Source organism: Winogradskyella marincola (genome assembly GCF_029624125.1).
GTDB classification, from domain to species: domain Bacteria; phylum Bacteroidota; class Bacteroidia; order Flavobacteriales; family Flavobacteriaceae; genus Winogradskyella; species Winogradskyella marincola.
Genome location: NZ_JARSBN010000002.1, coordinates 229,909 through 241,962, shown reverse-complemented (window position 1 = coordinate 241,962; position 12,054 = coordinate 229,909). Strand labels below are relative to the sequence as shown.

Genomic DNA, 12,054 nt, shown 5'->3' with positions numbered 1-12,054 from the left:
TTTTAGATTAATAATTCATTTACAAGACAAAAGAAATACCCAAATCTGGAAAGACTTGGGAACAAACTTAGTTAGCAGGAAACTTAATTAAAAAACAATGTAAGGTGTCTATATAAGAATAGGATACTCTAAAACCATAAGTGTCTGATATTGCTTTTACAATGGCCAAACCAAGACCTGTTCCTTTTGAAGCGTTATTGGGTTTGTAAAATCTATTGAAAATAGAGTTTTTATCAAGTTTTAGGTTGTTTCCTGTGTTGCTTATTTTAAGGGTGTCATTTGTGATTTCTATGTGTACATTTCCGTTAGGTATGTTATGAAATATGGCATTTCTTAATAGGTTAGAAACAATAACGTTGGCTAATGAAGGATCCATTTTTGTAGACAGATTTGCTGTTTCTAGCACAGAAATTTTTACTTTTTTGAAAGCTGCTATTTCTTCTAAGTTGCTGCTATTCTTTTTTACAACAGTATTTATTAATACATCTTGATTATTTAAAAACTGTTTGTTTTCTATTTTGGTTAATAATAACAAAGATTTATTTAAGCGCACCAAACGTTCTATAATACCCATTACTTCAGCAATTGTTTGGGCTTGATTGTTTTGAAGTTTTCCGTTTTCAATTAATAATTCTAATTTATTAGTGGCTATAGCTAAAGGTGTTTGTAGCTCGTGCGAAGCATTTTCTATAAATTGCTTTTGGTGTTCGTAGATTTGTGAAGTGTGCGCTAGCAAATTGGTAACAACATTCTGTAGGTCGTTAAATTCCTTTGTTTTGGTTTTTGTTTTAGGCAAGTCTTCGGTTTTGCCTAGGTGGTACTTTTTTAGCTGACTTAAGAAATCATAAAAAGGTTTCCAAAGCTTTTTTAAGACAAAATTATTAATGAAGATAATGCCAAGAATTAAACTAAGATAAAGCCAGATAATATCGTAAAGAAGTTCTTTTACTAAGTCATCTTCTTCTACCATGGAGTTAGCGACTTTTAGTTGGTAGTATTTGCCATTTAGCTCAAAGGCAGTGGTTAGCATTCTTACAGGTTCTGCTTCTGGTTCTGTATCATCTGCGTCTTGCATATAAAGTACCGTATCGCTATAATCATCTTTTACTGAGAGTGCTTTTTGTTTGTTAATTTGTTGAATAGCAAAAAAACTTTCGTCAAAGTATGTTTTGGTTAAAATGGTTGAGTCTTGTTGTGCGTTTTGTATAATTAACCGTTTGTAGTTTTCTAGACCTTCATCAATACTGCTTTTTATTTCATTTAGCATATTAAAATAAAAAACTATTGCCCAAATTGTTACAATAGCTAAGATGGAAATAGAGAGGTGTTTTATAGACTGGTTAAGTAATTTCATTTTTTAATCAGTTTATATCCAATACCATAAACAGACTCTATTTCTATATCTGCATTAGCAGATTGTAGCTTTTTGCGCAAATTTTTAATTTGGTAGTATACAAAGTCAAAATTATCGGCATTATCAGAATGATCTCCCCAAACATGCTCTGCTAACGCAGATTTTGTGATTAATCTGTTGAGGTTGAGTGAAAAATAATTAAGAATATCAAACTCTTTTCTGTTCAAAGAAATTTTTTGATTATTTACAATAAATGTTCGTTCTCTTAGATCTAGTGTAGCATTAGCAATTTGGAGTGTGTTTTTGCCATTTAATTTTTGTCTTCTTAAAACAGCTTTAACTCTAGCATTGAGCTCTGCTAAATGAAATGGTTTTGTGAGATAGTCGTCTGCACCTAGTTCTAGCCCTTTGAGTTTATCGTCTAGTGAGTCTTTTGCAGAAATTATAATTACATTTTCACTTTTTTCTTCCGCCTTGAGTTGAGATAGAATCTGTAGACCATTGCCGTTAGGTAGCATAATATCTAGTAATATACAGTCGTACTCATATATAAAGAGTTTGTCTATTGCCTCATGATAATCTGAAGCTGTTTCTACCAGAAACTTCTCTTTTTCTAGAGATTCTTTTACATTACTGAGTAACTGTGGCTCGTCTTCTATTACTAAAATTTTCACATCACAAATTTACTTTAAGATCTTGGAAAGAAATGGGAATTTTTAGGTTTTACACTAATTTATACACGTCAGCATTTTTTATAATTTCTGCTTTAATAGTCTCGTAATCTTCAATTTCTTTGGGTATTGAAATTTTACCATTACCAGTTGTAAAATCATAATCTCTAGATTTTATAACAATTTCATTTGCTTTTATCGCAGTAGATTCAATATTACTAAACTTAATGGTTTGGTTAAACTTTACACCATATCTATGCTCGTTTCTTGAGACGCCAACTTTGTTCATTAAATTAAGCTGTTCTTTATCTAGTAATTTTGATACTGATTCTTCTGAAAAAACAAAACAAGTAAGGTCTATTAAATTTTTGATTTGAGACAAACTCGATGTGTAGATTACACCCAAAATGATTAGAAAAAAGATAGCAAGTGGTAGCATTAAAATTTTGTGTACTCCGTAAGAATATGTAAAAGCAAACATTAGAATGAAAAAAATGAAAAAGCCAATTGCACTAATCCTCATTTTTTTCTTTGTTTCCCTGTTTACATAGTCATCAATGCCTTCTTTTTTTATGTAATACGTTTTCATGTGTACTTATTAGGATACTAAAAATGTGATTATTATCATTATATAAGAAGCCCAATAAAAAGTTTGAAATCCTTTTATAAAAATATGTTGATTTGCTGCCAACCAATCATTATCTGGATTTAGTTGCACAACTTTTTTTACCAATGTTGTTACTATATATTTATTCCAAAAGAAAAGTAATATACCAAAGAGGATTAAGGATGGTAATTTTTCTAAAAAATTCATTGGTTTTATGTGCGTTTGAGGTAGTGAAGTTAATAATTAATACTTTGCTACTGCAAGATTAAGTTTAGTTTTAAAACTAAGTTACTAGCATCAATCCTTCTATCATTTTTATCCCAAGCGTCTTGTATGCCCTCTTCCTCAAAGAAGTCTTTAATAAGCTTAATTCTTTGTGTGGCAACTGAGTCTTTTCGGGTTCCGTTTTGTAACTCAGAATGTCTTGTGACAAGTTCTATGTAGTTTAGCTTTTTTGAATCTTTTGCATAGTCTGAAAACTGAATGACAGTAGATCTAAAATTCCATAATTCACTTGCATCAAAACTATTAACGATACTATACAGATTTCTTTTTAAGTGTTGGTTTTTAAAGGTGTTGTTTATTTTTTTTAAGTCACTTTTTGAAAATGTTTTGCTGTAAATATCATCTCTTCCCATTTGGGTGGATGTTAGTTTTATGGCTTCGTAATCTTTTAGCTTATTATAATTGGTATTTAAAAAGACCTCAAATTTTAGTTCGTTGTAGTCTTCAAAATAAATGTAAGAGTCGTCCATTAATGTAATTTCTAGCGTAGATTGGTTCATTTTCATTTTAGATGAACTAACCTTATACAAGTTCTCAAAGCTTGTGGTTTGAGGTGGTCTTTTGTCGCTACAATTTAATAGAGCCAGAAATAGAAGTAAGGTTGGTATAAGTTTTAATTTCAAGTGTTTCGGTTTTTATTTTGATTACATTGTAATTACAGAATGCTAGTATCAATATTTTGTAATTTTTATTCTTTCCAATTTAAAGTTAGATCCATTTTTCTTTTCACTAACTTATATTCAACAAAAAGAAGTAAGTAAAAAATTAGATTCACTATTACGATAGATCCGAAATCACTTTCTAAGCGTCCATTTTGAATTGAATATACTAAATTAAAAATCAAGCCAATAGTCAATAAAATTAAACTGACCATTGAGATTAATTTCAACCTCAACTTATATTCCTGAAAATTCGTTTTGTCAAACGTCACAATTATCTTTGGAAGTAATCTTTCAAATGGTGTTATGATTCTTAGCAAATCAATTTTTCTGTCGTTTTCATAACCTAAGAAAAACTTATTAGGTTCTGCTACGTAAGTTGAGGCTGACTTAAAATCAAGAGATGTATGCCGCCTTAAGGAAAGTAGCCTAACATTACTTTCAATTTTTTCGGTACTTAATTCGGTTATTTTTATTCTTTTAAAATACAAAACGGTTGGTTTATGTTGATGCTTTTGCGTTATAGGTTATAAATAAGTTCTGTTGGCAAGAGGTTAATTTTTAAATAATTACAACCCTTTTGCTATAATGACGGTGTTGGTATTGTTAACATTGTCGTAAAGCTCAACCTTGAATACTTTTGTCTTCAGGTAATTTGAAATCGAAATGATTTTATCAGCTTTTGAAACCTTAACTGCAGCATTGAAAATTATGGAGCCAGAGGAATTTTTTAGTGCCAAAATATGATCCCAAAATTTAAAATCCAGAAATTTATTAGGAACATCTAAATCTATATAAAGATCAACAATAATAAGATCGAATGTTTTTGAGTGGTCTTTAACAAATTCATAGGCATCAGCACAATGAATTTTTAATGTTTCGTTCTGTTCTATACCAAATTCTGTTTTGGCTATATCTATTATTACAGGATCAAGTTCTACAGCTTCAATTAGGTCAGAATAATTAAAATCTTGTCGTAAAGTTTCAATGACACTTCCGCCTCCTAATCCTAAAATTAAAACTGAATTTACTTTGGAAAGATCTATCTTTTTTAACCCAAACTTTAGAATGCGTTGTAGTGAACCATAACTATAGTTGGCGTTCGCTGAGTTAAGGTGTTTTTTGCCGTTATACCATGTGATTTCTAGCTTTCCGCTGTATTTGGATTCGATGGTTTTGGTCACGGGATAAATGTAGCTGAGCAAACGTTTCATGGTAAAGTTAAAAGTAAGGCTATAAGAATACTATTTCTTTAGGTTTTTTAAAGTACAATTGCAGTTTTATATTTTTATTATTTGCAGGCATTATTCAATCTCAGACCTTTTTTTCTCTACTTGCAAAATGTTGTTTTGAATATCTTTCATTATCCATTTTCCCCACCAACCAGCATAGAAATTAAAAGTTGTATTCATTTTAAAGTGACTGTATAAATGCAAACGATGCAGTCCGTTTGGTAGTTTTTCGAGTTCGTAGGTGCCATCTAAAACGTCAAAATAATCTCCACCAATAACTACGTGCTCATCTAAAGTGGTTGATGGTATTTCGTGTGGATATGCCTTTATAGAAAACACCATTTTTTTGTTGTCTTCGTACTCTGTTACAGTTTCATGAAACACAAGCCCTTTTGTAAAAATAGCTTCTCTGTATGCGCCAACTCCTTCAAAATTCAATTCTGCTTTTACAGGTCTGGGAAAGCCAAGCATTCTTGTAAGATAGCCTTTATCTTGTTCTACAGGAATTTCTTTTACACGTGTTACATTATCCCAAATTTTTTCCGCAGGAGCATCAATATCTATGTAGGTATAGGCTTTATAGGTTGCCGGAATCGTTTCAATAACACTTTCTATTGGCCCAACTAAAAACGGTAATAATACTAACAGCGAAATGTTTAGTCGGTCATTTTTTTTGTAGGTTTTTAAATAACCACCAAATAATCCGCCAATGGATGCAGCTAATAAAAAGACAGGTAAAATCATTATCCAACAGGCCCAACCTTCAATTCCCCAAGCCAATGTTAGAAATAAGAATAATAAAACAGGAACCCAAGGTGTAAATATTCTGTATGTAATACTTTTTGCTTTTTCCTGGCTTGATAGGTACACGGTTAGAGTACCAATTATTGTAGGAAGCAAGAATAAAAAAGTTGTAGACATTACCTGAAAATAATCATCCCAAGTCTTTAGTCTCATCCCAAATGCCATTCGGACAAGGGTTGCATAAACAACCGGAATCCCAATTGCAATTATGGTGCTTATAATTTTTTTGTTCATGTATTCTAATTGCTTACAACGTGTTAGTGTGTAACGCTAACGGAAAAGTAGTTGTGATTTTTTGCTGTAATCGAAAGATAATGAATAAGATTGAAATTTGTAGAAGAATTATAATTGCAATTAATTATTCATTGTTTGTGCCAGTTATTTTTCCAGTTTTATCTATTTCGAAAACCTTAATAATAGAATCAATTGTTGTTTTAGATTCCATAAAATCATACCCTTTTTTTATATAGCCATTATTGTCAATTAGAGAATCGTTAACATGTTCTGAAAACTCTATTGTCTGAAATGTCGTTGTTGATAAGAATTCAAATTCTTTCCATTTGTATTCTGGGATTGACATATCTTGGTCACATTCTATTCCAATTTCGGCATTATCAATTTCATTTTGGTTAAGAAAAGTAACCAAAGAATATTTTGAACAAACACCATCATTAAGTATAAATACACAAATAGAAAGGGAATCATTAATTTTATTAAATTCTTTGATATTTCTTTTTTGATGCTGTCCTAATTCGGAATTAATGTCTAAGTTAATTTTTTCAATCCAAATTGGGAATTTAGAGTTTGAATTGGTTGAAACAGTTGTGCTAATTTCGCTGTTTTCTTTTTTTGATTTATAACAACTAATTCCCCAAATATTCAATTTATCTAAGGAATAGTCAATCTCAACTGTATTATTATTAACCTTAAATTCATTTTCTTTTGCATAGTTAGAGTCAAAAATCTTATTTAAATTCAATGAATCTTTTTCTTGTTTTTCAAAGTTGAGTAATACAGTTTTTTTATTTCCATTCCATATTCCATTTGCTTTGATAATCTCAGGTTTAGGTTCAGAGTCTTGCATGGTCTCAGGATAAATACTCATGTGAAAATCAAAAGTCCCATTTGGAATCAAAGTCAGCTTTATTAGTGCTAAATCATTATCATCACTTAAATAAATAATGGTGTCGTTAAGCTCTAATTTTTTAATTTCTGTTTTAGTGTTAAATTCTTTGTGTTGAGTTTTTTCAGATATTTTCTTTTGACAAGAAAGGAGGATTAAAATTAGTACTAAATATAATGTTGTTTTCATATTTTTCGGTTAAGCACTGATCGTAGTCAAAGTATAGTCTAATCCGCCGTAATTACGGTTATACATTGTTAACTGTGGTTATTTTTTTAATTCCATATGTAAAGTTGGATAAGGTTTTCCAGAAGAATCCAACTCTGAACGTTTAATAACTTCAAATCCAGAGTGTTTGTAAAATCCAACAGCTTGTTCATTCTGTTCGTTTACGTCAACTTTTGTCACTTTTAATTTATCAATTGAATAGTTCAAGAGTGTTTTTCCAATTCCTTTTCCTCTAGAATCAGGATGAATAAATAACATTTCTAGGGTTTGGCCAGCAACTCCAAGAAAACCAACTATTTTTCTATTATTTCTAATGCATTTTAATTCAACTGCATCTAAATATGTATTTAAAATTAGTGGTTTAAAATGTTCGATATCTTCTTCTTTTAGAAAATGATGAGTTGCTCTTACCGAAGCTTCCCAAAGTTCCACAACTTCTTTATATTCCTTTTTATAAATGTTATCTATTGTACTCATATTTGCTCTAATTACAGCCAACGGTCTCGTATAACCGTCAGTTACGGATTTAAAGTTAATAATTTTCGGTTTAGAACTGGCCTTAGCAATTCCGAGAGGATTCGGACGTAGTCGAATCCGCCGTAATTGCGGTTATGCATTGTTGCCCACCGTTTTTATTATATCCAATTTAAAACTGTTATCAGTCCGACAATAATTAGTCCAACCAATAGAATTCCTATTCCAAAACAACCAACTCTAAAAGCTTTGTCTTTCCAAGTTTCTTTATGTTCAGGAAAAGTCTTTTCAGTTGGCGCCTTATCTTTTTTGGTTAATTCTACAAAATCAAAGAAGAATTCACCATTTTCATCAAGCCAATCAGTGTTCAATCCAATTGATTCAGTCCCATTTTTTTTAAATTCCCGATTTTCAGATTCAATTCCGACTTTGAGTAGTTCAGTTGCGAATAATTCAAGTCCTTTTCGATTGGCTTTAATATGACTTTCATCTGGTCCACCACCATATTCATAAAATCCGAAAAAAGCCTTTTCCTTTTCATTCCTTTTTTCAAGTTCAAAAATTATTTTTTTTAATTCTTCGTCTGTCATTTTCCAATGGTGGGCAACGGTTTTGGTTATGGTTTCGTTACGGAATGGTACGCGAGTATCATTCCGCCGTAACCATAAATTTAGCAAAAAGGCTCGAAATTCCGATTAGGAATTTCAGCCGTAATGAACTATAGCCGTTGTTATGTGCTGGCTTTTCCATTTCCGAAATTCCACCACGATTTTTTATCTTTTTTCGGTTTTACACTCTCCACGTTTTCTCCTATTGGCTTAAACTCATATTTTCTATAACTTCCGCCTTTAACTTCTCTATTTTCAAGGTCAACAATGAATTCGACCCATTCTTCTTTACTATTCATTGGGTCGTATGATAAACCAGTTACAAATTTACCATTCAGTTTTAAGTCCTTTATTCCGTCCCAAGATATTCTTTCCGTCCGCCAATAATCTGCGTTTGGTTCGACAACAGTCAAATCCGTTAAATCTTGCAAGACTATTTGGTTACTTTCAGTTTTTAAATAATTCTGAAAGCCAACACCGAATACATTGATAGGTTCTTTTTTGTTTGGGTTCATCAAATAACAAGTTCCTCCAGCAACTACCAAAATATTTGGGTTCGTTTCGAATTCGTGTACATAATTGAATTCAGTCCATCCAGTTTGGAAGTTCGCAACCCAATCTTCACCATCTGATTTATAAAACCTTATTACAAAACCCTCGGAATAAAATGGAACATTGTCCTCGGAAATTGGTACATACATTTCACCATAAGCTGGTAAAGAATTTAATATGTCAAAATATTTTCCGTTTTTCATTGATTATCGAAGTGTTGTTTCAGCTTGCACATAACGGTCTCGGCTATTAGTAGTTGCGTGGTTTAGCACTTAATTTTGCAAGTACACACCGAACTGAAAATCCGCCAGGATTTTCAGAAGTAGGCGAGAACAAGCAATTACTTATAGCCATTGTTGTGTGTAGTTTTTATTCGATTATTAAGTTCACTCTTATTTGTCCATCGTCACTTTTAAACTCCTGATTATAGACTTTTTTTCCTATTATTTCTTGACTTTTCTTCAAGTCATCCAATTCTCCAGCTAATTCAAGTTTAAAGTTATGAGGGTCAGAATTATTTTCAGATTCTAAAAAGTCTGATACGTGTAAATAATATTTGTCCAAAATGTCTTCTAATGGATACTGGTTATTTGTGTCATTTTCAGGCTCAAGGTCATATGAAATAGTCATTCGGTATTTAGTGTTATCATTGTCATTTAAATCTTGATAAATTCCGTTTTCAATCAATTTGAATTGTTCTGAATTTTCATATTTCTGGCATTTCTCCAAGGAAATATTTTTCATAACATTGAATTCCAATTGTAGTTCTTGTTTTACAGAAGGTTCAGAATTCTTTTTTTCCGTTTGACCAAACAGTTTACTAAATAATCCCATAATCAATATTAAAGTTAAAGTTCTTGTCATTTTATAAGTTCGCTCAAATTACACACAACTACCGTATAAAAGCAGTTTAACTATTTAGACTTAAATCTACCACAAAATACCATAATAGCAAAGCATTATTCGTTTACAAACGACTACAAATAATTACAAACGAAATTAAATAGGTAATTACCGAATAAAATTTGTTAACCACCTCATCTTTGCAGTGTTGAATCATTAAGGTTCAATTGTATTAACTGTTTAACGTATAAAATTAAAACACATGAACGCATTAAAAAACAAAGTACAGTTGATTGGTAATCTAGGAAACGATCCAGAAATCATTAACCTTGAGTCTGGTAAAATGCTTGCAAAATTTTCTATCGCTACTAACGAAAGTTACAAAAATGCCAATGGCGAAAAAGTTACAGATACACAATGGCACAATATTGTAGCTTGGGGAAAAACGGCTCAAATCGTTGAGAAATTTGTAAGCAAAGGAAAAGAAGTTGCCATTGAAGGTAAGCTAACAACGCGCTCTTGGCAAGATAAAGATGGTATTAAACGCTACATTACAGAAGTGGTGTGTCATGAGCTTTTGATGCTAGGGAAATAGGATTATAATAACGCAATATAAAAAGGGTAGTATACAACTACCCTTTTTTTAATTAGTAAGTCAATTTTTTGTGCCAATCCAGGCTATGCCTTTTCTTACTGCATAAAAAGTGTCGTCATTAGAAGGCGCACTTCTTATACCTTGTTTTAATTTTCTTTTGTACCATTTTTGCATCTCTAAGTAATCACTTTTTGAGGCATACCTATCTTCTTCTAGATCGATATCTGATTGAAAAAAATGGTCTTCATCTAAGGCATATGTCCAATTAAATTGGTCTAATTGATTTGTAAGCTTACCGTAGTTTTGAGATGGAAATTTGCGCTGCGCTTTTGGTTTGTAAAATGTAATGTCATAGAAGTCCATCATGCTATCTATAGCACAAACTACCTGAGATTTTTCTAGTCGTGGCTCTAGTAACCAAATGGCTAAATAATAAGGTTTGTTTAGGGTGTTGAGTTGTGTTTCCCAATGGTTATAAATTTCTAATAAGCCTTTTATAATTTCTTGCCTATGCTTTCCTTTGGGCGAGGGTATTTCAGAGTTTCTAATAGATATGTCAGCAAAAGGGCTTACCCATATTTTGCAATAGTTTCTTTGGCTAGATTGTAGATACCCTAAGTCTAAATCTAGATTATAGGTTTTCCATTCTTCAATAGATTTTATTATACGGTTATTGCCTCTTACTTTTCGGTATCTAATCATTGCAGAAAAGTAAAAAAAAATAGCGCGACTTTAAACAAAGTCGCGCACAAAATATGGTCTAATAATTTCTTACTTTACCGTTAAGTTATACTGAGGTGTAGGGTTAAGAGGACAAAAATAAATGTACTCACCTTTTGACAGTGTGGTAACTTTTGTTTTTTCAGAACTATTGTTTTTAACAGCTTTAGTAACGTATGCAGACTTTATGTGATTGTCTGGATTACTGACATCTTCACCTTTCTTTACCAATACAAAGCCAACATCGTGACCAACATTGTTGTTTTTAATATTAAAAACATAATCGCCTTCAGATAATGTAAGTTTCTCTTTTGTAAACTTGCCTTTTGTTTGTTCTAAGGTTACTACTGTAGCCTTAGTATCGTTCATCATATGATCTTGTGCATTGCCAGTAAGTGTAAGGCTTAATGCAATAATTAGGATAGAAATTAATTTTTTCATTTTTAATAAAGATTTTAAGGTTATACAGTTTCAGTTTTTAATGGCTGAGCTTCTGGAAAATCTACAGGTACTTGTGTGGTACTGTGTACATAATTAGAGATGGTTTTGTCACCAACTAAAGAAATAGTATCTATTAAATTGGCTTTGGTGTAGCCAGCGTTAAAGAAGTTTTCTAAAACATCTGCATCTGTACGACCTCTATTTTCTGTAATGTTTTTTGCCAATTTTGCCAAAGCATCTAATTTGGTGTTTACTGAAGAAAAACCAGCTCTTAATTCTAAAATTTGTTCGTCAGTAAAACCATTCATTTTACCAATTGCTGTGTGAGCAGATAAGCAATAAATACAGTCGTTTACTTGGCTTACAGCTAAGTTTACAACTTCTTTTTCTTTAGCAGACAACGATGTTTTTGCGTTAGCAAAGTTTAAGTAGTTTTCTAAAGCAGTATCACTGTGCGCATAAGTTGCGTATAAGTTTGGTACAAATCCTAAAGCCTTTTTTAGGTTGTCAAAAATTGCTTGGTTGTTTTCACTAACGTTTTCTCGTGTTGGTACATTAAATGTGCTCATAATTTTAATTTTTATGCTGAATAAATCAGCGTTTGTTATTTAATTTTTTTGATGGTACAAAGTTGCAGTAGAAAGGGAAGTAATAGAATGAAAATACTTCCCTTATACTTGTCATTATTTCCTTAAGGGTTAACGTGAGGTTTTTCTGCGTCGCAGTAATAATCATGCAATTGCTCGTGCTCGCAATGCGTATTAGATAATGTACTTGTTGCAATGCGTCTAGGGCTTTTTGCAAATATTTCTATAAGATTGAATATGGATTTAATGGAATGTTTCATCTTTTATAGTT

General features: G+C 31.5%; 17 protein-coding genes. 1 reads left to right on the top strand and 16 read right to left on the bottom strand.

Annotated elements, in window-relative coordinates:
- Positions 1-67: 67 nt before the first annotated feature.
- The 12 genes from P7122_RS04265 to P7122_RS04210 all read right to left on the bottom strand — a co-directional run bounded on the left by P7122_RS04265 (position 68) and on the right by P7122_RS04210 (position 9,461).
- On the bottom strand, positions 68-1,354 hold the full coding sequence (locus P7122_RS04265) for a sensor histidine kinase (RefSeq protein WP_278004540.1): 1,287 nt from the start codon (positions 1,352-1,354) through the stop codon (positions 68-70).
- Positions 1,351-2,028: a response regulator transcription factor gene (locus P7122_RS04260; protein ID WP_278004539.1), complete on the bottom strand. Its 678-nt coding sequence runs from the start codon at positions 2,026-2,028 to the stop codon at positions 1,351-1,353. The genes P7122_RS04265 and P7122_RS04260 overlap by 4 nt, the downstream gene beginning before the upstream one ends.
- Positions 2,029-2,077: 49 nt before the next feature.
- The gene (locus tag P7122_RS04255) at positions 2,078-2,614 is read right to left on the bottom strand and encodes a hypothetical protein (RefSeq protein WP_278004538.1); all 537 of its coding nucleotides are present in this window, start codon (positions 2,612-2,614) and stop codon (positions 2,078-2,080) included.
- A gap of 272 nt (positions 2,615-2,886) precedes the next feature.
- Positions 2,887-3,540 (bottom strand): hypothetical protein, encoded by a 654-nt coding sequence (locus P7122_RS04250; RefSeq protein ID WP_278004537.1) that lies wholly within the window; start codon positions 3,538-3,540, stop codon positions 2,887-2,889.
- A gap of 65 nt (positions 3,541-3,605) precedes the next feature.
- Positions 3,606-4,067 carry a hypothetical protein gene (locus tag P7122_RS04245; protein ID WP_278004536.1) on the bottom strand — a complete coding sequence of 154 codons (462 nt, stop codon included), beginning with the start codon at positions 4,065-4,067 and terminating at the stop codon, positions 3,606-3,608.
- A 78-nt stretch (positions 4,068-4,145) separates the two neighbouring features.
- The gene (locus tag P7122_RS04240) at positions 4,146-4,760 is read right to left on the bottom strand and encodes a spermidine synthase (protein ID WP_278004535.1); all 615 of its coding nucleotides are present in this window, start codon (positions 4,758-4,760) and stop codon (positions 4,146-4,148) included.
- Positions 4,761-4,880: 120 nt separating this feature from the next.
- Positions 4,881-5,846 carry an SRPBCC family protein gene (locus P7122_RS04235; RefSeq protein WP_278004534.1) on the bottom strand — a complete coding sequence of 322 codons (966 nt, stop codon included), beginning with the start codon at positions 5,844-5,846 and terminating at the stop codon, positions 4,881-4,883.
- 124 nt (positions 5,847-5,970) lie between these two features.
- Complete coding sequence (locus tag P7122_RS04230; RefSeq protein WP_278004533.1) at positions 5,971-6,924, bottom strand: hypothetical protein; 954 nt, start codon at positions 6,922-6,924, stop codon at positions 5,971-5,973.
- Between the two features lie 78 nt (positions 6,925-7,002).
- Positions 7,003-7,440, bottom strand: coding sequence for a GNAT family N-acetyltransferase (locus tag P7122_RS04225; protein ID WP_278004532.1), 438 nt, complete (start codon positions 7,438-7,440; stop codon positions 7,003-7,005).
- Positions 7,441-7,598: 158 nt separating this feature from the next.
- Positions 7,599-8,027, bottom strand: a complete 429-nt coding sequence (locus tag P7122_RS04220) for a hypothetical protein (RefSeq protein WP_278004531.1) — start codon at positions 8,025-8,027, stop codon at positions 7,599-7,601.
- 140 nt (positions 8,028-8,167) lie between these two features.
- Positions 8,168-8,800 (bottom strand): hypothetical protein, encoded by a 633-nt coding sequence (locus P7122_RS04215; protein WP_278004530.1) that lies wholly within the window; start codon positions 8,798-8,800, stop codon positions 8,168-8,170.
- 166 nt (positions 8,801-8,966) lie between these two features.
- Entirely contained in the window at positions 8,967-9,461 is a 495-nt protein-coding gene (locus tag P7122_RS04210; RefSeq protein WP_278004529.1) for a hypothetical protein, read from the bottom strand.
- 241 nt (positions 9,462-9,702) lie between these two features.
- Here P7122_RS04210 and P7122_RS04205 point away from each other — a divergent pair, with 241 nt between their 5' ends.
- Positions 9,703-10,035: a single-stranded DNA-binding protein gene (locus tag P7122_RS04205; RefSeq protein ID WP_278004528.1), complete on the top strand. Its 333-nt coding sequence runs from the start codon at positions 9,703-9,705 to the stop codon at positions 10,033-10,035.
- A 60-nt stretch (positions 10,036-10,095) separates the two neighbouring features.
- Here the strand turns inward: P7122_RS04205 and P7122_RS04200 are convergent, their stop codons facing one another.
- The 4 genes from P7122_RS04200 to P7122_RS04185 form a co-directional block, all read right to left on the bottom strand.
- On the bottom strand, positions 10,096-10,737 hold the full coding sequence (locus P7122_RS04200) for a hypothetical protein (protein ID WP_278004527.1): 642 nt from the start codon (positions 10,735-10,737) through the stop codon (positions 10,096-10,098).
- Between the two features lie 69 nt (positions 10,738-10,806).
- A complete protein-coding gene (locus P7122_RS04195) occupies positions 10,807-11,196 on the bottom strand; it encodes a cupredoxin domain-containing protein (RefSeq protein WP_278004526.1) in 390 nt (129 codons plus the stop codon).
- Between the two features lie 20 nt (positions 11,197-11,216).
- Complete coding sequence (locus P7122_RS04190; protein WP_278004525.1) at positions 11,217-11,765, bottom strand: carboxymuconolactone decarboxylase family protein; 549 nt, start codon at positions 11,763-11,765, stop codon at positions 11,217-11,219.
- A 122-nt stretch (positions 11,766-11,887) separates the two neighbouring features.
- A complete protein-coding gene (locus P7122_RS04185; RefSeq protein WP_278004524.1) occupies positions 11,888-12,043 on the bottom strand; it encodes a hypothetical protein in 156 nt (51 codons plus the stop codon).
- Positions 12,044-12,054: the final 11 nt, after the last annotated feature.